A 17,605-nucleotide genomic window follows, 5' to 3' on the forward strand; every position below is an offset into this window, starting at 1 on the left:
AATAGATGAACTGGATATTAATCACAATATTTGCGGCTTTTTTTCAAAATTTAAGATCGAGCCTGCAAAAAAACCTCAATAAAGACATATCTCTAGTTGCATCCACTTATGTGAGATTTGTTTTCTGTCTGCCATTTGCTGCTGTCTTATACTTTTCTTATTTTCAAAACTTTGAAATAGTACTTTTTACGATTCAACAAGATGATTTTTTATTTTATATTTTTTTAGCAGCCATCTCTCAAATTTTTTTTACTTTTCTTCTTTTGTATTCTTTTCAATTTTCTAATTTTATGATTGGAACAACTTTAAGCAAAACAGAAGTTGTTCAAATTGCAATTTTAGAAATTATTATTTTACATGATAAATTTAATTACTGGACCATTGTGGGTATTATTGTTTCAACGATCGGAGTATTTATATTCTCGACTAAAGATCGTAATGCTATTTTTAAAAATTTATTATCTAAATCTACTTTAGTTGGGTTAGCCTGTGGTTTTTTATTAGCTTTAAGCGTGGTAGCTTTTAGAGCGGCAGCTCTAAGTTTGGGGGATTTAAAGTCTAACCTTGAAATGGCTTTAAGCACTTTGTTTTTTGGGGTTTTAATTCAAACTTTTATTTTAACAGTTTACATTTCTTTGTTTGAAAAAGAGCAATTTAAAAAAATCTACCAAAATAAAAAACAATGTATTGCAACAGGATTTTGCGGATTCATTACAACGCTATCGTGGTTTTATGTATTTACTTTAATGCAAGCAGCTATTGTTAGAGCTGTTGGGCAAATTGAATTATTATTTAGCTATATAGCTTCTAGATATTACTTTAAAGAAAAGATCAAATTGATTGAAGTAATTGGAATTTTAGTATTTGCTATTGGTGTTGGTGTTATCTTGGTAGCAAAGTAAAGCTAAGCTATAATATTTCGACAGGATATCTAAACCTTAGATAGTTAAGGCTTATGTTAGTTAAATTTTACCTAGTTTAAGGTTAAATTCATTTGCAATCATAAGAAGTTTTTTTCCTTGTTCCGTAAGTTCTATTCCTCGAATATCTCTTTTAAATACTCTAAATCCAATTTTTTTTTCTAATTGGATAACATCTCGGCTTAAGGTGGATTGTGATTTGCCAATTATTTGTGCAGCGGCTGTGAAACTTTTATTACCGCAAATTTTAGCAAAAACTTGTATTCTTCTCCAGTCCATACAGACTGAAATATCTTAATCAAAACATTAAGCGAATATTTTCTTAGCGTACTAGCTATGTCCTAAGTGGGTAGCTGAAAACGCATAGGCCCATAAATTATTACGGGCCTATAATTGTACTACTAACTAAAGAGATAATTAGTCTCGGATAGCGTATGCTCGTACTCCGATTTCAGAAACATCTGTTCCTTTTTTCTGAGCTTCATCACTAATTCTGATGCCTACCGTAGCTTTTAAGATAGACCAGACGATCATTGATGCGACAAACATAAACACTACTACTGAGAAAGTTCCTAAGAACTGAGTAGCAAATGATGTGTCTTTATTGGTAATTGGTACTGCTAAAGTTCCCCAAATTCCTGCGAATAAGTGAACTGGAATAGCTCCCACAACATCATCGATTTTTAGTTTTTCAAGCAATGATGTACCAGCCACAACTACTGTTGCACCGATACCACCGATACAAATAGCTGCAATAGGAGATGGTGCTAATGGTTCTGCAGTAATTGCAACTAAACCACCTAATGCTCCATTAAGCATCATGACGACATCAGTTTTTCCACCAACAAATCTTGTGATTAATGCATTTACCAACACTCCAGCTGCTGCTGCTAAGTTAGTGTTGATAAAAATAGTAGATATTGCAGAGGCATCGGCAAACGTTCCGAGTGCCAACTGAGATCCACCATTAAAACCAAACCAACCAAACCAAAGAACAAAAGTTCCAAGGGTTGCTAGAGGAATCGAAGACGCCGCAAATGGGAGAAGATTTTTTCCACTGGTAAATCGTCCCACTCTTGGTCCTAAAATGATTGCACCTGCAAGAGCTGCTGCTCCACCTGCTGCATGAACTAAAGTTGAACCTGCAAAATCTGAGAATCCTTTTGCAGCTAACCATCCTCCGCCCCACTGCCATCCCATTTCAATTGGGTACAAAACCCCAGTTAAAATAGCAACGAACAAAAAGAAAGGCCAAATTTTTATTCTTTCAGCTAAAGTTCCAGATACAATTGATGCAGTTGTTGCAGCAAATACCATTTGGAAATACCAGTCAGATCCTGCTGCATAAGTATCTTTTGCAAAGTCTGTTCCGTCTGACCAGGAAGAGAAGCTACCTATAAAACCACCTTCAGAAATTCCATAAGCTACATTATATCCACAAAGCCAAAACATAATTCCAGCGATAGAATATAAACCGATATTTTTTGCAGCAATCGAGGAAACACTCTTCGATGTTACAAGTCCGCATTCTAACATGGCAAATCCTGGCGCCATAAACATTACTAGAAAGCCACAAATTAAAAACAATAACGTATTAAATACGAATTGAGTTTCTGCATTTACTGTTGATTCAGCTGCAAAAGATGGACTTACAAAAAGTAACGAAAAAATTGCTACAAGCAATAAATTTTTTATTTTCATTATTTATCTCCTTTTGATTATTAAAAAATTAACCATACTGATCCAAAAAAAAATAAGGATAGTTAAAAATACTTAACTGTCATGAAGATTGCAGATATCTAAAAGCAGAATAGGAGCTATGAATTTTTTGCTAGGTTGGGGTGTGCTTTAATTTAACTAACAGGGGACTGAATGAAAAAACCAAAGCACACTTAATATGAATCGTTAATATGATTTGCTCCATTTTAAAACCAACCATGAGGGGAATCGCGTAAAACGATTCTTGATCTATTTGAGGTGCTTTAAGGCCTGTTTTATATAAGCTTCTCTCAAAGCTTTCGTAAAAATACCAGGTTTTCCAGAGCTTATATTACTTTCATTAATTTTTACTACTCCTGTGACGAACGTAGTAGCAGAAGTGATAAATGCCTCGTCTGCATTCTCTGCCTCGGTGACCGTAAATTGCTTAGCGGTTACTTTATAATTTAGCTGCTTTGCAACGTTGATAACCGCTTCTCTGGTAATGCCTTTTAGAATTAGATTGTCAGCTTCTCTTGTGTAGATATTCTTTCCTTTAATAATCCATGCATTGTTAGAAGACCCTTCCATCACATACCCATTTTGTGTCATCCAAGCATCATCGGCACCCTGCTTCATGGCTTCTGTTTTTGCCATAGATGGGTAAAGTAGTTGTGTAGTTTTAATATCACAACGTTTCCATCTCAAGTCATCAATAGTAACAATAGAGATTCCATTATGTACGCTCGGATTATCTATTAAATTTTTTTTTTGAGTAAATGCAGTAATCGTTAACGCTGTTTTAGAATCGGGAAAAGCAAAATCTCTTTCTGCAATACCTCTGCTTACTTGCAAATAAACGATTCCTTCTTTAATTTCATTTAGATCAACTAGTTTTCTATGAAATGTTAGAAATTCTTCTTCATTAATTGTAGGTCCAAAATTTAGTTCTTTCATAGACCTTTTCAATCGTTCTATATGATTATCAAAATCAACTAACTTTCCATTCAATACAGATGTCACTTCGTACACAGAATCTGCAAATAAAAATGCTCTGTCAAAAATTGAAACTTTTGCATCCTGCTCTGCAATAAATTCTCCGTTTACATATGCTGTTCTCATAATTTGATACTTTCTTTAAGCTATATTTGTTTCTTCTACAAAATTTTTATTTAATAAATATTGATTCATATCTTCAATCGTAAACACATTACTAAAAGCAAATGTATTATCAATTTTTGCAAAATCATTTCTATAATGAGTTCCTCTGCTCTCTTGTCTCATAATGGCAGCATATGTTATTAGCCTAGAAATTAAAATCATATCCTTTAATTTTGCCGATAAATGTTTTGATTCTCTTTCTATTCGGTCAAATTCTATAAAGGCTTGGTTTAAGCTTTGATTGTTTCTTTCTAGACCGACGTTTCTTGTCATGTTTGATCGTAATTGCCATATGTATTTTTTAGCTCTAATTTTACTTATTGTTTTTTCTTTAGGAAAATAATTTTCAATATTAATTTTTTCTAATTTCGTTTGATCGATTGTTTTGGAATTAATTGCCTCTGCTATTTTTTTAGCAAATACAAAAGCTTCTAACAAAGAATTGCTTGCCAAACGATTTGCTCCATGAGCTCCTGTAGAACTAGTTTCTCCACACGCCCACAACCCTTTGACCGATGTTTGCCCAGTCAGATCTACTTTGACTCCGCCCATATGATAATGAGCTGCTGGAATGATTGGTATTAGGTCTTTGGTAGAATCTATTTTAGTTTTTTTTAAGAATTCATATGCGGTTGGAAACAGGCTCTGAAAGCTATTAGGTTTGAAATGCCTACAATCTAAAAAAGTGGATCTGCCATTTTCTCTTTCTCTAAAAATAGCTCTGGCAACCACATCTCTAGGAGCTAACTCTTTATCTGGGTGAATCGTTTGCATAAATCTATTATAATTTTCATCTACTATATGAGCTCCTTCTCCACGTATTGCCTCTGTTAACAGTGGTGCTGGGTCTAACCCAATATCTAAAGCAGTAGGATGAAACTGAACAAATTCCATGTCACTAAGTTTTGCTCCCGCACGCGCTGCCATGGCAACTCCTTCTCCATAGATATCTCTTGGATTGGTCGTATAGGCATAAATACTTCCTATGCCACCTGTTGCTAAAACTACGTTAGGCGCTTGTAGAAATACAAAATTATCTACCACTCCTGGCTTATTCATGTGACCAACAATTCCTTCACAGGCATTATCCTTTTGAACAATATGATCGACCGATACATCCTCTACAAAAGTAATGTGATCTTGTTTTTTGGCATGTTTAATTAATTTTTTTATAATGAATTTTCCTGACTGATCCCCATTAATTTTTAGCACCCTTCTCCTTGAATGGGCAGCCTCAATGGATAAACAAAAGTTTTTTTCTTCATCTTTATCAAAGTGAATATTTATTTTTTCTAAAAATTGAACAATCTCTAAAGCTTCTGAGGTAATTAGCTTGACCGCTTCATCATTGTTTAAACCAGAACTTGCTTTGATAGTATCGGCAAAGTGAATGTCTGGGTGGTCATCATTACCAACTGCTGCTGCAATTCCTCCCTGTGCCCAAGCACTAGAAGAAACTTCTCCTAATTTTTTTTTAGTCACCAGAGTAACTTTTCTGGGAAATAGGGAGATAGCAACCATTAGACCTGAAATGCCAGAACCAACAACTACAACATCTGATTTGTATATACTTTCCATTTTTATTCTTATGTTATAGATAGTTGTTAAAATTAAGTAAAATAACTTTTAAAATTATGAAATACTTTATTACTATAATCGCTTTGTTTTTATTGACTCAGAGCAACTCCTTTGCCGCAGGCAATGATTCTGCCAATGAAGTTGTTAAACCCTCGTCCTACTCTAAAATGTTAAAGCTAATTAAAAACGAACAATACGCAGAGGCAGCACAGGGGCTGGAAAAAATTTTAGAAAATAAAAAATACAACAAAGATGCTGATATTTTAAATCACTTTGCTTTTGCATTAAGAAAAACTAACAATCTAACAAAAGCAGAAGAGATCTATCTAAAAGCATTATCAATTGAACCTACACACCGAGGAGCTCTTGAATATATTGGAGAACTTTATGTCGATACCAAAAGAATGAATTTGGCAAATGCAACTTTAAAAAAGCTAGAAAGTTGTAAATGTGAGGAATACACTGAACTTAAAAATTATATTAACAAATAATTATAAAACGATTCTAACTATTTTTTAGAAGACTCGACTAATCGCAAAACACAATCTCCAAATTTTTCTGTTTTAGGTTTAAATCCAAGATCTTCACACTGTTCTTTAAATACATCTAGATTATTGATCTCCTTCTTGGAAGTATTCGTTTTTTTTGGCTTATTAACTATTTCTGAATCTTTGCTTCCTACCTCTTTTAAAACTTTTGCAAATTCATATCTTTTAAAATTTATGTATTTAATTCTGCATTTTTTTTCTTCTGATATTTTTAGCTCTACTCCTTTTTGTGTTTTTAAATTTTTTACTTTAGTTTCATTGCAGTGGTCTAGAATAGTTCTTACAAAATTATCCACACTGATATCATTATCTTCAATAACAGGCATTTTTAATTCTTTGCATTTTTTCAAAACTTGAAATAATTTTTTAGTATCGTTTCCACATTTCTCGTTTCTGGATGCAAACACATGGTGTTTGCTATTATAGACATGTGAATTGATTTGCAGCTTTCCATTGATTTGCATTTCCTGTGTTAACAGACCTAAGAATTTTGGTTTTAATTTTAAATGTTCTTCTAAAGTATACCAATAGGTTTTTACATTAGAGTAATCATCCGAATATGCATCTAGTTTATTGTACCCTAGGCCTAGAAGCTTATCGTAATCTTTGGCAGATAATCGTTCCGCAGCTGCACTCAGATGAGGTATAGTTATTAAACTAAGCAAAACAATAATTTTAAGTAATTTCATAAACTAAATAGATGTTGACTCTTATAACAGTTAAAAATTAAAATTAGATTATGTTTAAATCTATTAAAATTCAACCATGTAAAAATAATGTTGGCGCTATCATTGATACTGACATTCAATCAGCAGATCCTGAATGTATTAATGAAATTAAGATTGCATTAGATGAGTTTGGAGTTGTTTTTTTTAGAAATCAAAACTTAAATTCTAGTGCCTATGTTAGCTTTGCAAAACAATTTGGAACTCCCGCTGATTATCCTATGTTAGAGGGCCTGAATAAGTTTCCAGAAATTACAGTGGTAGAAAAAAAACCAGAGGAACAAATTATGTTTGGAGAAGGTTGGCACACAGACTCTACATACACCCCAGAGCCTCCTCAATATACCATGCTCTACTCTATTAAAAGTCCTCCAAAAGGTAAGGGTAATACTTTGTTTGCATCTCAGTATGAGAGTTATCAAAAACTTCCCTGTGAATTAAAAGAAAAAATTCAAAGCTTAAAAGCAGTATTTAGTGCCGATGGCCCCATATCCAAAACTAGAAATAATAGAGTTGCAGAAAAAGGTACTGGAATTGACCCTAAATCAATGTCAGCAATTCACTCTATAATAAAGACTAACGCTAATAATAAAAAAAAATCTCTTTATTTGTCTCCAGGCCATGTAACTGAAATTGTAGGCATGGATAAGGAAGAAAGTAAAAAACTATTAAATTATTTATTTGAACACCAATCCAAACCTGAGTTTGTATACGGGTTTGAATGGGAACCTCATTGTCTTGCCATATGGTCTAACCATGTGATGTTGCATAATCCCGTCAATGACTTTACGGGTGTCCATCGAGTAATGCATCGTATTACAATTCAATAAATTTTATATTAAATTTTAGAAAATTTTATTAAATATTCTGCAAACGAAAAAGAAGCTGTCCAGGCGGGGCTGATAGCGTTGAGTACGTGAGTGCAATGTTTTTGATTAATGACGACAAAATCATTTACCAAAGTCTTAGACTGTGGATCAAAAATTTGTGAGCGTATTCCTACTTTTTCATTAGAAGCAGTAATATTTTTTTTGTTTATTCCAGTGATAAGCTTATTAATTTCTTTTATAAATCCGCCCTTAGTGAGCAATCTAGATTCTTGAAGAGCTAAAGTTCTCAGCTTGTTTTCATTACTGATAATTTTTTTTACAAAACTGAAACCTATGGTAATAGCTTCCGATATACTGAAATTTGCAATCCAGTCATATTGTTCTCTACCAAATACTGGCGTAGAGCTAGGTCCAATAAAAAAATCTCCGTTCTTTTTATGAGAAGTGTGCAAACCTAAAAAAGGATATTGAAGATCTGGAACAGGATACACCAAATGTTTTAATGAAAAGTTAGAGTCTAATATTTTCCAATATTTTCCTTTAAATGGTAAAAAACTATACCTGAACTCTAGTCCTGATTTTTTGGCAATAGCGTCTGAATGAAGTCCACTACAGTTAAAAGAATGAGCGCATTCATATTTAGAATTGGTAGTATGAATTACACAACCTTCTTCTTCTATTTTTGTAACCGCTTCCTGATATTGGATCTCAACTCCTAAACTAATTAGATCTTCAATTAGGGATTTGGATACTTCTTTTGGATCTGCAATAGATGTAAAGGGAACATGTAATCCAACATTATACTTATTATTTATATTTGGTTCTAAGCTAGTAATCTGCTCGCCATTAAGTTTTTTTATAACAACTCCATTTTCTATTCCTCTCGCGAAAAGTTGCTCTGTATTTTCATAAGAGTTTTGTGAAGTGGGAACAAGTATTTTTCCACACTCATCTATCCATAATCTCTTTGTCTTAATGTATTCCTTAAGCTCCCGACCGCCCTGAACCCCAAGAGTGGCCCTTAAAGATCCTGGCTCATAGTAAATACCACTGTGTATAACGCCACTATTTCTTCCAGACCCATGTTGTATAGAATCTTTTTCTTTCTCTAAAATTAAAATTTTACTGTTATTAAATTTTTTTTTAACTTATAGGCCAAGGTAAGACCAATAATACCGCTACCAACAATAATAAAATCATACTTCATAAATTTATCCTTTATCTGTTATACTGTTTCTTAAAATGAGTGAAGTAGAAGAATTATTATCAAAACAAGTTCAAGATTTTTTACAAAATCATCCAGATTCTGTTCTGGTAGATGTGCGAACACAAGAAGAATGGGACACTATTGGAAAACCAGACGGAGATTCTATCGACATGACTACTTACTTTATTTCTTATCAAAAAGGGTCTGATAGAACTTTTAATGAAAATTTTGAACAAGATTTTTTAAATCTAAATATTGAAAAAAATAAAAAAATTTTATTTTTGTGTAGAAGTGGAATGCGTTCCCTAAAAGCTGCAATGATTGTAGAAAAATGTGGCTATAAAACTTTTAATATATCGGATGGTTTTGAAGGCTCTACGATTATTAATGAACCAGGATGGAAAGCCAACAAGTTACCTTGCAAAGGAAAATGATAAAAACATTTAGCTGTATCCTTCTTATTATTTTATTTACTGCTTGCGAAACTATAGATAAAAAAATTGACGAGACGATGAAAGAAGAAACTAAGATGTTATCTAAGTTTCTAGGAAAAAAAAGCTCTACTATAAAAACAAAACTTGGGGAGCCTGATCTAATTAATTTCAAAGTTCCTTACAAAACATATATCTATTTTAAGAAAAACCTCCTTATCAAATGTACAAGAGAGTTTTTCATTAATCCTAAGACTGATTTGGTAGAAAAATTTAATAGCAAAAATTGTATCAAATAAGTGTTCAATACAAAATATAGAAATATAGTAGAAAAAGTTTGTCAACAATTGACTTTGCGGCAAATGAAAAAAAAAAATTTATTTTGTTTAGTTTCTGGGCCTCAAGGATCTGGTAAAACTACTTTTACAAGTGAGATAAAAAAAAACTTAGTAAGAAAAAATTAAAAGTTTTAGTGTTATCAATCGATGATTTTTATTTTGGTAAAAAAGATCGAAATAAACTATCTAAAACTGCTTCCCCTTTACTCGCCACCAGAGGCGTCCCGGGAACTCACGATTTACAACACTTAAAAAAAGTTTTAAAAATTTTCTTTAGCAAAAAAAAGCAGAGCTATCTATTACCCCAATTTTCTAAAGCAGAAGATGATATTTTAAAGTCAAAATACCATAAGCTAACATTTCCTTATGATATTTTTATATTGGAAGGTTGGTGTATTAACTATCAAGGAGAACCTCTTGTTTCCTTAAAAAAACCAATTAATGCCATGGAAAAAAAGTTAGATAAGAATTTGCAATGGAGAAAGTATGTAAATAAAAAAAGCAAAGAATACTTCAGGGCTATTTATCAAAAATCAAATTGTTCTATTTTCTTGAAGATTCCAAGCTTTCAATATGTATTTCAGTATAGAAAAAAACAGGAGTTAGGTATTCCCAAGAATAAGAGAATGACTGACAGTCAGCTCAAACATTTTATCAGTTTCTATGAAAGAATTACTAAAAATTTACTGGTATCTAAACATAACAAATTTGATATTGAGATCACTATAAAGCCTAATCATAATTATACGACTTTAAAACAAAACGTTTCTTAGAATAAACAGTTGCATTGGAACAAAAGATAAATTTTACTAAAGATAAAATATCCTACCTCTTAAAAAAGATAGCAATACCTGCTGCTACAGGAACTCTATTTCAAAGCCTCTATACTTTGGTAGATACATTTTATGCAGGAAAAATATCTGCCAATGCTCTAATCGCCTTATCTAAAGCTTTTCCTATTACTTTTGTTATCATAGCATTTGGTGTTGGAATTTTAGCGGGAACCACTTCTTTAATTGCTAATACTTTAGGTGAAAAAGATGATTACAAAGCAGCTACTTATCTGGCTCAATCGGTTCTTTACTCTTTTTTAATTTACATCTTAGTTGCTTTTATAGGACTTAATTTTGCATCCAGCACTCTTAGTTTCATGGGAACCGAAGAAGTAAATATTCTTTTAACTCTAGAATATATTGAAATTATTTTTCTAGGATCTATTTTCTTTTTTTTACAAGTTTCTTTAAATTCTGTACTTAATGCTCAGGGTGATACTAAGTCTTATCGTAATATACTGATAATCAGTTTTTTTCTAAATATTATTTTAAATCCACTGTTTGTTTTTGGATTTGGAATTATTCCTGCTTTTGGTGTTTCAGGATTAGCGATTGCAACTATCATATCTCAATTCATAAGCTTGGTTTATATTTTGGCTAAAGTATTAAAATCAGATATTATTCGATTAATAAGTTTAAAATTTTTTTTAATAAAAATAAATTTAATTTTAGATTTATTAAAGCAAGGAATGCCAATAACCGTTAGCTTAATGCTAATTGGTCTCGGTATTTATAATATTTTATTTTTTGTTTCTAAGTTTGGAGATATTGCAACTGCAGGATATGGGGTGGCATTGCGTATCGAACAACTTTTGCTACTTCCCACGATTGGCTTAAATACAGCAGTACTTTCTATAACAGGTCAAAATTTTGGCGCAAAGAAATATGGGCGAATTGGAGAAGTTTATTTTAAAGCTATTTTTTATGGTGTGTTTACGATGTTAGTTGCTGGGCTATTTATATTTTTTAGTGGAAATTTCTTAATTCAATTATTTACTAACAATCCAGAGGTTATTTATTTTGGGGTTCAATACTTAAAGATTGCAGCATTAATTGGCCCAGTTTATCCTATTTTTTTTATTACCAATGCTTTTTTTCAGGGAATTAAAAAACCTATCTATTCCACTTATATAAATCTTTTTAGAATTGTTATTTTACCTTTTGCAACCATGTGGCTAATTCTTAATTATTTTAATGGGGGATTTGTAGATTTGTTTTTAGGCTTGCTTGTGATTAATTGGATATTTGGAATCTTTGTAATAATAATTGTTAAATATATTTTTTTAAGAAAACTAGTGAATTAGTCATTGTTTTTTTTAATTTTTTTCTAATCTTCTTACAAAATAAGAAACAATTAATATCAGAACAAGATACTCCAAGATTAGAAATGTATATATCTCTAATGGCCTATAGGTACTCACTACCAGTTCATTTGCCTTTCTTGTTAAATCTGAAATTCCAATAATTGAAACCAAGGAAGACATTTTTAAAACATAGACAAATTGGTTTCCCAATGCAGGCAAAATTACCTTGAATGCCTGTGGTAAAATTACAAGTTTTAGTTTTTTAGAAAAATTTAACCCTAAGGAAGTAGCTGCCTCCCACTGTGTTTTTTTAATTGCATTAATTCCACCCCTAAATATCTCTGCCATAAAAGCACTCTCACTAATAGAAAGCGCGATGATTCCTGAAACAAAAGGGCTAAAGCTTAGCCCTGTTAGAATAGGAAGGCCATAGTAGACCCACAATATTAAAACTAGCAATGGAACCGATCGTACCACCTCTACATAAAATACATTTACATAACTAAGATATTTATTCTTAGTTATTGCAGGTATTGCGATAAGCAAACCGACAACCATAGCAATCACTATAGATATTGTGGAAATATAAATTGTGGTTGTGATTCCGCTAATTAGAAACTTTAGATTTGTAAGTCCAGTAGCATTGGATGGGGACAAAATAAACCAGCCCCACTCATAATCATTACAACCAGCTAAAGGCAGGAACAAAAGTAAAAAAAAATATCTTTTCACTTTTAAAATTATAAAGATTTAAATTAAAAACTCTAACCTATTATAAGCTTTTCATTCCATATTTTTTTAGCAAATTATCAAAGAAGCCAACAGCCTTTTTAATTTCAATCCAGTGATTGACATAATTCAACCAAACTTGATCGCTTTGATCGATAAGTATAGCCAAAACCGCAGGATTTTTGCCGCCATCTGGAACAATTGCTAACTGAGGATATGTAATAACTAATTTATTAGCCTCAGTCGAACTAGTAATATGACCATCAGCTCTTCCTGATAAAACTTCCTGAAAATCTCTAGCAGGAGCTTCAATGGACTTTAATTTTGATTTAACAAATATTTTTTTTGCCATCTCCTCTTGAGAGGTTCCTAAGGTTGTTGCGATAGTGACATTTTTATTATTTAGAGATTCCCAAGTCGGGAACTTCTTAATATTTTTTTTCAAGACTAGGGCTACAGTTCCATATTTATAATAAGAATTTGTAAATCCAGCTACCAGTGCTCTTTTCGCAGTTTTCGTAGCGCTTGTTGAAATGTCGTACCTATCAGAAGTAATTCCTGAAACAATCGTTTTCCAATCTGTTGGTACATATTTAACTTTTACACCCATATCCTTTGCCAACTCTGTGCTAACATCAATATCAAAACCTCTATATTTGTTAGTAGCTGGATCTTTTAAGCTCATGGGATCCCAGTCTCCGGTTGTGCCAACTCTCAGTTCACCTGATTTAAGTATTTTGTTAAGTCTAGATTCGGCATTTGCTGAAAATGCCATTACTGTAATTAATAATGTTAAAATGATTTTTTTCATGGCCATTCATAGCTTTTTTACCCTATATTTAAAACAAACCAACTGACGCACCAGTTATGTTTATTTCTTTGTATCTTGCAAAAAATAACTACTTTGCATATAATGTTAAAGTCGATTTGATACAGCTTGCGGACTAATTATCAGCTAAGCGGAACTTCCAAACAAAGGTCTGTTCTTAAAGTCGATTAACCGACTACAAAGGAGAATAGCATGACAACCACGAGCAAACACCCAGAAACAATATCTCTACATGGTGGAACTTACAGAAGAGATGAAAGCACAACTGCTGTAGCCGTGCCAATATATCAAACGACTTCATATCAGTTTAATTCAGCAGAGCATGCAGAAAATTTATTTGGATTAAAGGAATTTGGAAATATCTATACTAGAATAGGAAATCCAACTACTAACGTTTTGGAAGAAAGAGTAGCGGCTCTTGAGGGCGGGGTGGCTGCTGTTTGTGTAAGTTCGGGTCAGGCAGCTTCTGCATTTGTTGTACAAAATCTATGTAGTACAGGTGATAATATAGTTGCGTCTACAGACCTTTATGGAGGAACGGTAAATCTTTTTAACAATACTCTTAAGTCAATGGGTATTGAGGTAAGATATGCAGACCCAAAAGATCCTGAAAGCTTTGCTAAAGCTACTGATAAGAAAACAAGATTGTATTATGCGGAAACTTTGCCCAATCCATCTTTAAGAGTATTTCCAATTAAAGAGGTTTCGGATATTGGAAGAAAGCTAGGTATACCTTTGGTGATGGACAACACAGCCTGTCCCGTGATTTGCAAACCCATAGATCATGGTGCTGCAATAGTCATGCATTCTTTGACAAAATTTATTGGTGGCCATGGAACTACTATTGGAGGAATTATAGTAGACGCTGGAAACTTTGATTGGTCTATAGATAAAGAAAGGCAACCTAACATTTGGCAACCCGATGCTTCTTACCATGGAGCTGTATGGGGAGATGCTGTGCCGGTACTAACAGGAGCAAATATTCCCTACATCATAAGAGCTCGTGTAGTCTTATTGCGTGATTTAGGTTCTGCGATTAGTCCTACAAGCGCTTGGCAGATTATTCAAGGGTTGGAAACTGTTACCTTGAGAATGAAACAACACTGTGAAAATGCTGAAAAAGTAAAAAACTTTTTATTAAAACACAAAAAAATAGAAAAAGTAATTTACTCAACTCTTCACGAGGGTGAAATTGGGGAAAGAACTAAAAAATATTTCAAAGGTGGTAATGGAGCCTTAATGGGTATTGAGGTGAAAGGTGGCAAAGAAGCGGGGAAAAAGTTTATCGATAGTTTGAAACTTTTATACCATGTTGCAAATATTGGTGATGCTAGATCTTTAGCTATTCATCCGGCAAGCACTACACACTCTCAGCTTAGTGAAAAGGACTTGCTAGCTGCCGGTGTGACTCCTGGTTATGTAAGACTATCCATTGGTATCGAACATGCTGATGATATTATTGCTGATATTGATCAAGCGTTAAACGCATAAGTAAGTTTATAAAGTTAAATGAGCCGTGATTAGCTTTGCGGCTCATTTTTTTTATGTATTATAGCACTACATGAATAAAGAGAATATTGCTCTAGTTATTGGCGGAACAGGATCCATTGGTTCAGCTATTGTAAATGAACTAAAAAATCAAAAATTTACTAATATTATAAGCTTAAGCAGATCATCCAATCCTCCATTAGACTTGCTTGACGAGCCTAGCATTGAAAGGGCTGCTGGTTTTATCAAAAGCCAAAAAAAATCATTGTGTTTATTATTTGATGCTACTGGAATTTTACATGATGAGGATCAAAATCAAATGCCAGAAAAAACATATAAAAATATTGATTTAGCTTTTATGAAGAAAAATTTTGAAATTAACGTTATGGGTCCTGCCCTAATTATGAAACACTTTTTACCTCTATTAGATAAAGATCAAAAATCTATTTTTGCAACCCTGTCTGCCAAAGTTGGTTCTATTTCTGACAATCGATATGGTGGATGGTATTCATACCGCGCATCTAAAGCGGCATTAAATCAAATGATCAAGACAGCTTCTATTGAACTGAAAATGAAAAATAAAAAAGCAATCTGCGTTGCTATTCATCCAGGAACTGTAACCAGTAAGCTTTCTAAGCCATTTCAGAAAGATAATTTAAAAATTCAATCCAATGAAGAATCTGCAAAAAACATCACTGGGGTGATAGTAGGTTTAAAAGTGAGTAATTCTGGTTTATTTTTTGATTGGAACGGTAGTATAATTAGTTGGTAAGAGCATAATCTTAACCGAAAACAATAAATTATTTATGAATTTTTCAAACTTCTATGATCTCAGCTATTCTGACTTAAGTGATTTTATTTCTAGTAATTTTTCACTAGAGAAAAAAAAAACTAGCATGAGAACTAACCAAATTTGGAAATTTGTTTATAAAAAAGGATTAAGAGAAACATCTAAATTTTCCAACATATCTTCTGAGCTAAAATACAACATAGAAAAAAGTTTTAATTTTAACAGAACAAATATAGCAGAAAAAAAAATTTCAAAAGATGGAACTATTAAGTGGTTGCTAAAACTTTCAGACAATAATTTAGTAGAAACCGTTTTTATTCCTTCGGGAAAAAGAGGAACGCTGTGCGTTTCTTCACAAGTTGGGTGTACATTGAATTGTAAGTTTTGTCATACAGGAACTCAATTGATGGTTAAAAATTTAACTACACACGAAATTATTAATCAAATTCTTGTAGCTAAAGACGAGCTAAATGATTGGGGGTCTCAAAAAAAAATAACTAATATTGTTTATATGGGAATGGGAGAGCCTTTTTATAATTATGATAATGTTAAAAAGTCTATTTCTATTCTTAGAGAACGTAATGGGCTAGATTATTCAGCAAAAAAAATAACCGTTTCTACTGCAGGAATCTCAAATGAAATTATGAAAGCTGCCGATGAAATTGGAACATATCTTGCTCTTTCTCTACATGCACCAACAGATGAATTAAGAGAGAAAATTATGCCAATTAATAAAAAATTTAAAATTAAAGATTTAATTGAAAGCTGTTCTTATTATAGCAAAATTAATAAAGAAAAAATATTTTTAGAATATGTCTTGTTGAAGGATATTAACGATACCGATAGTTGTGCTCAACAATTGGTTAAACTAATGAGTAAATTTCCTAGCAAATTAAATCTCATAGAATTTAATGCGTGGCCCGGAGTTGGTTATGAGCCATCTGACAGTGAAACTGTTCAAAAGTTTTACGAAAAAATAAAAAAATCTGGACACATAGTAACATTGAGAAAGTCTAGAGGTGAAGATATACTTGGAGCCTGCGGTCAGCTTAAAACAGACAGCGAAAAAAAAAGAAAATCTCTTTAATCTCAAAATTAAATTTCTATTGCTTATTTTGACCAATAATTTGTCATAAATAAACAATAGCTTTGTGATCTATAAAGCGTATAACCCACCGTCCAATAGATAGAAAAAAATGACTAGCAAAGAAAAAGCAAAAAAACTAGAAAAAATAGTAAATATTAAAAAACGCATTTTAAAAGAGTCTTGTAATTTAAAAACAAATTACAAAACTACTTACAAAGATATAAAAAAATATTTTAAAATTTTTAATAAAGCTTTGTTTAAAGATGTGCTTAATCCTTTCAATGATATCCAAATAAAAAAGATGAATGGTTGTTGGGGTCAATGCGTGGAAGATTATTCTGTTAGAAAAGGTACAAGATTTTTTTGTTTAGAGATGCAACCAAATTATGAAAATAAAAAAGAATTTCTTACTACTCTTGGGCACGAGATGATTCATCTTTGGCAACAAACAGTCAAAAAAGATACAGGTAATCACAATTCTTTGTTTTATAGCTTTAGACCAAAATTTAAAAAATTTGGACTGAGTCTTTAACAATAATACTCTAATATTTTCATTTTTTTTAAAAACATGTTATCTAAAACCTATGCCAACCTTTGATGTAGTAAGCAAAGTGAGTTTTCAAGAACTGAATAACGCTTTATCTAATTGTTTAAGAGAAATAAACACTAGATATGATTTTAAAGGTTTAAATATAGCTATTGAATTTAAAGAAAAGGAGAAGCAAATTATTGTTTTAGCTCCTGATAATATGAAGTTAAATCAAATAAATGATCTGTTCATAAGCCATTTGGTTAGAAGAAAATTGGATCCAAGAATTGTAAAAATTAAAAATGTTGAGGATGCGACTGGAAATTCAAAGAGACAAACAAGTGAGTTACAAGAAGGTATAGATCAAGAAAGTGCAAAAAAGATTATAACACAAATAAAAGCCTCTAAAATGAAAGTACAAATAAAAATTCAAGGAGATGAATTGAGAGTGGATGGAAAAAAGAGAGATGACCTACAAGAAACTATGCAGGTTATTAATGGAATTGATATTGGTAGGCCTGTAGAGTTTGTAAATTTTAGAGACTAAAGATGAGTAAGCGTTATTCAGGAAAATCAGGAA

The 17,605-nt window shown here is 32.2% G+C and carries 21 protein-coding genes; 12 read left to right on the forward strand and 9 right to left on the reverse strand.

The window, feature by feature from the left end:
• The first annotated feature begins 5 nt into the window (after window positions 1-5).
• A complete protein-coding gene (locus SAR11G3_RS01165) occupies window positions 6-902 on the forward strand; it encodes a DMT family transporter (RefSeq protein ID WP_013694895.1) in 897 nt (298 codons plus the stop codon).
• 60 nt (window positions 903-962) lie between these two features.
• On the opposite strand, the gene SAR11G3_RS01170 is transcribed toward SAR11G3_RS01165, so the two are convergent.
• The 4 genes from SAR11G3_RS01170 to SAR11G3_RS01185 form a co-directional block, all read right to left on the reverse strand.
• Complete coding sequence (locus SAR11G3_RS01170; RefSeq protein ID WP_013694896.1) at window positions 963-1,199, reverse strand: LysR family transcriptional regulator; 237 nt, start codon at window positions 1,197-1,199, stop codon at window positions 963-965.
• Between the two features lie 138 nt (window positions 1,200-1,337).
• On the reverse strand, window positions 1,338-2,621 hold the full coding sequence (locus SAR11G3_RS01175; protein ID WP_013694897.1) for an ammonium transporter: 1,284 nt from the start codon (window positions 2,619-2,621) through the stop codon (window positions 1,338-1,340).
• A 267-nt stretch (window positions 2,622-2,888) separates the two neighbouring features.
• Entirely contained in the window at window positions 2,889-3,740 is an 852-nt protein-coding gene (locus SAR11G3_RS01180; RefSeq protein ID WP_013694898.1) for a D-amino-acid transaminase, read from the reverse strand.
• A gap of 15 nt (window positions 3,741-3,755) precedes the next feature.
• The gene (locus tag SAR11G3_RS01185; RefSeq protein WP_013694899.1) at window positions 3,756-5,357 is read right to left on the reverse strand and encodes an L-aspartate oxidase; all 1,602 of its coding nucleotides are present in this window, start codon (window positions 5,355-5,357) and stop codon (window positions 3,756-3,758) included.
• Between the two features lie 56 nt (window positions 5,358-5,413).
• On the opposite strand from SAR11G3_RS01185, the gene SAR11G3_RS01190 reads away from it, so the two are divergent.
• A complete protein-coding gene (locus SAR11G3_RS01190; RefSeq protein WP_041862298.1) occupies window positions 5,414-5,848 on the forward strand; it encodes a tetratricopeptide repeat protein in 435 nt (144 codons plus the stop codon).
• 17 nt (window positions 5,849-5,865) lie between these two features.
• Here the strand turns inward: SAR11G3_RS01190 and SAR11G3_RS01195 are convergent, their stop codons facing one another.
• Window positions 5,866-6,594: a hypothetical protein gene (locus SAR11G3_RS01195; protein WP_013694901.1), complete on the reverse strand. Its 729-nt coding sequence runs from the start codon at window positions 6,592-6,594 to the stop codon at window positions 5,866-5,868.
• A gap of 50 nt (window positions 6,595-6,644) precedes the next feature.
• Here SAR11G3_RS01195 and SAR11G3_RS01200 point away from each other — a divergent pair, with 50 nt between their 5' ends.
• Window positions 6,645-7,460, forward strand: coding sequence for a TauD/TfdA dioxygenase family protein (locus SAR11G3_RS01200; protein ID WP_013694902.1), 816 nt, complete (start codon window positions 6,645-6,647; stop codon window positions 7,458-7,460).
• Window positions 7,461-7,468: 8 nt separating this feature from the next.
• Here SAR11G3_RS01200 and SAR11G3_RS07105 read toward each other — a convergent pair whose 3' ends face one another.
• Window positions 7,469-8,581, reverse strand: a complete 1,113-nt coding sequence (locus SAR11G3_RS07105) for an FAD-dependent oxidoreductase (RefSeq protein WP_081456270.1) — start codon at window positions 8,579-8,581, stop codon at window positions 7,469-7,471.
• A complete protein-coding gene (locus tag SAR11G3_RS07770) occupies window positions 8,575-8,667 on the reverse strand; it encodes an FAD-binding oxidoreductase (protein ID WP_162467045.1) in 93 nt (30 codons plus the stop codon). Before SAR11G3_RS07770 ends, SAR11G3_RS07105 begins: the two co-directional genes overlap by 7 nt.
• A 35-nt stretch (window positions 8,668-8,702) precedes the next feature.
• Here SAR11G3_RS07770 and SAR11G3_RS01210 point away from each other — a divergent pair, with 35 nt between their 5' ends.
• The 4 genes from SAR11G3_RS01210 (at window position 8,703) to SAR11G3_RS01225 (ending at window position 11,573) form a co-directional block, all read left to right on the forward strand.
• On the forward strand, window positions 8,703-9,101 hold the full coding sequence (locus tag SAR11G3_RS01210; RefSeq protein WP_013694904.1) for a rhodanese-like domain-containing protein: 399 nt from the start codon (window positions 8,703-8,705) through the stop codon (window positions 9,099-9,101).
• Window positions 9,098-9,397: a hypothetical protein gene (locus tag SAR11G3_RS01215; protein WP_013694905.1), complete on the forward strand. Its 300-nt coding sequence runs from the start codon at window positions 9,098-9,100 to the stop codon at window positions 9,395-9,397. The genes SAR11G3_RS01210 and SAR11G3_RS01215 overlap by 4 nt, the downstream gene beginning before the upstream one ends.
• A 173-nt stretch (window positions 9,398-9,570) precedes the next feature.
• Complete coding sequence (locus tag SAR11G3_RS01220; protein WP_013694907.1) at window positions 9,571-10,209, forward strand: uridine kinase; 639 nt, start codon at window positions 9,571-9,573, stop codon at window positions 10,207-10,209.
• A 14-nt stretch (window positions 10,210-10,223) separates the two neighbouring features.
• Window positions 10,224-11,573: an MATE family efflux transporter gene (locus SAR11G3_RS01225; protein ID WP_013694908.1), complete on the forward strand. Its 1,350-nt coding sequence runs from the start codon at window positions 10,224-10,226 to the stop codon at window positions 11,571-11,573.
• A gap of 12 nt (window positions 11,574-11,585) precedes the next feature.
• Here the strand turns inward: SAR11G3_RS01225 and SAR11G3_RS01230 are convergent, their stop codons facing one another.
• Window positions 11,586-12,305, reverse strand: a complete 720-nt coding sequence (locus tag SAR11G3_RS01230; RefSeq protein ID WP_013694909.1) for an amino acid ABC transporter permease — start codon at window positions 12,303-12,305, stop codon at window positions 11,586-11,588.
• Between the two features lie 40 nt (window positions 12,306-12,345).
• Window positions 12,346-13,113 (reverse strand): transporter substrate-binding domain-containing protein, encoded by a 768-nt coding sequence (locus SAR11G3_RS01235; RefSeq protein ID WP_041862458.1) that lies wholly within the window; start codon window positions 13,111-13,113, stop codon window positions 12,346-12,348.
• A 210-nt stretch (window positions 13,114-13,323) separates the two neighbouring features.
• Here SAR11G3_RS01235 and SAR11G3_RS01240 point away from each other — a divergent pair, with 210 nt between their 5' ends.
• The 5 genes from SAR11G3_RS01240 to SAR11G3_RS01260 all read left to right on the forward strand — a co-directional run bounded on the left by SAR11G3_RS01240 (window position 13,324) and on the right by SAR11G3_RS01260 (window position 17,572).
• Window positions 13,324-14,622 (forward strand): O-acetylhomoserine aminocarboxypropyltransferase/cysteine synthase family protein, encoded by a 1,299-nt coding sequence (locus SAR11G3_RS01240; protein WP_013694911.1) that lies wholly within the window; start codon window positions 13,324-13,326, stop codon window positions 14,620-14,622.
• A 70-nt stretch (window positions 14,623-14,692) separates the two neighbouring features.
• Entirely contained in the window at window positions 14,693-15,391 is a 699-nt protein-coding gene (locus SAR11G3_RS01245) for an SDR family NAD(P)-dependent oxidoreductase (RefSeq protein ID WP_013694912.1), read from the forward strand.
• A 34-nt stretch (window positions 15,392-15,425) separates the two neighbouring features.
• Complete coding sequence (gene rlmN, locus SAR11G3_RS01250) at window positions 15,426-16,496, forward strand: 23S rRNA (adenine(2503)-C(2))-methyltransferase RlmN (RefSeq protein WP_013694913.1); 1,071 nt, start codon at window positions 15,426-15,428, stop codon at window positions 16,494-16,496.
• 109 nt (window positions 16,497-16,605) lie between these two features.
• Entirely contained in the window at window positions 16,606-17,028 is a 423-nt protein-coding gene (locus SAR11G3_RS01255; protein WP_013694914.1) for a hypothetical protein, read from the forward strand.
• A 52-nt stretch (window positions 17,029-17,080) separates the two neighbouring features.
• On the forward strand, window positions 17,081-17,572 hold the full coding sequence (locus tag SAR11G3_RS01260) for a YajQ family cyclic di-GMP-binding protein (RefSeq protein ID WP_013694915.1): 492 nt from the start codon (window positions 17,081-17,083) through the stop codon (window positions 17,570-17,572).
• Window positions 17,573-17,605: the final 33 nt, after the last annotated feature.

It is taken from the genome of Candidatus Pelagibacter sp. IMCC9063 (assembly GCF_000195085.1).
Classification (GTDB): domain Bacteria; phylum Pseudomonadota; class Alphaproteobacteria; order Pelagibacterales; family Pelagibacteraceae; genus IMCC9063.

What these genes read in the sequence shown, in the direction of transcription:
- SAR11G3_RS01165 (WP_013694895.1), top strand. Translation starts at nt 6, where the DNA reads ATGAACTGGATATTAATCACAATATTTGCGGCTTTTTTTCAAAATTTA.
- SAR11G3_RS01170 (WP_013694896.1), bottom strand. Translation starts at nt 1,199, where the DNA reads ATGGACTGGAGAAGAATACAAGTTTTTGCTAAAATTTGCGGTAATAAA.
- SAR11G3_RS01175 (WP_013694897.1), bottom strand. Translation starts at nt 2,621, where the DNA reads ATGAAAATAAAAAATTTATTGCTTGTAGCAATTTTTTCGTTACTTTTT.
- SAR11G3_RS01180 (WP_013694898.1), bottom strand. Translation starts at nt 3,740, where the DNA reads ATGAGAACAGCATATGTAAACGGAGAATTTATTGCAGAGCAGGATGCA.
- SAR11G3_RS01185 (WP_013694899.1), bottom strand. Translation starts at nt 5,357, where the DNA reads ATGGAAAGTATATACAAATCAGATGTTGTAGTTGTTGGTTCTGGCATT.
- SAR11G3_RS01190 (WP_041862298.1), top strand. Translation starts at nt 5,414, where the DNA reads ATGAAATACTTTATTACTATAATCGCTTTGTTTTTATTGACTCAGAGC.
- SAR11G3_RS01195 (WP_013694901.1), bottom strand. Translation starts at nt 6,594, where the DNA reads ATGAAATTACTTAAAATTATTGTTTTGCTTAGTTTAATAACTATACCT.
- SAR11G3_RS01200 (WP_013694902.1), top strand. Translation starts at nt 6,645, where the DNA reads ATGTTTAAATCTATTAAAATTCAACCATGTAAAAATAATGTTGGCGCT.
- SAR11G3_RS07770 (WP_162467045.1), bottom strand. Translation starts at nt 8,667, where the DNA reads ATGAAGTATGATTTTATTATTGTTGGTAGCGGTATTATTGGTCTTACC.
- SAR11G3_RS01210 (WP_013694904.1), top strand. Translation starts at nt 8,703, where the DNA reads ATGAGTGAAGTAGAAGAATTATTATCAAAACAAGTTCAAGATTTTTTA.
- SAR11G3_RS01215 (WP_013694905.1), top strand. Translation starts at nt 9,098, where the DNA reads ATGATAAAAACATTTAGCTGTATCCTTCTTATTATTTTATTTACTGCT.
- SAR11G3_RS01235 (WP_041862458.1), bottom strand. Translation starts at nt 13,113, where the DNA reads ATGAAAAAAATCATTTTAACATTATTAATTACAGTAATGGCATTTTCA.
- SAR11G3_RS01240 (WP_013694911.1), top strand. Translation starts at nt 13,324, where the DNA reads ATGACAACCACGAGCAAACACCCAGAAACAATATCTCTACATGGTGGA.
- SAR11G3_RS01245 (WP_013694912.1), top strand. Translation starts at nt 14,693, where the DNA reads ATGAATAAAGAGAATATTGCTCTAGTTATTGGCGGAACAGGATCCATT.
- rlmN (WP_013694913.1), top strand. Translation starts at nt 15,426, where the DNA reads ATGAATTTTTCAAACTTCTATGATCTCAGCTATTCTGACTTAAGTGAT.
- SAR11G3_RS01255 (WP_013694914.1), top strand. Translation starts at nt 16,606, where the DNA reads ATGACTAGCAAAGAAAAAGCAAAAAAACTAGAAAAAATAGTAAATATT.
- SAR11G3_RS01260 (WP_013694915.1), top strand. Translation starts at nt 17,081, where the DNA reads ATGCCAACCTTTGATGTAGTAAGCAAAGTGAGTTTTCAAGAACTGAAT.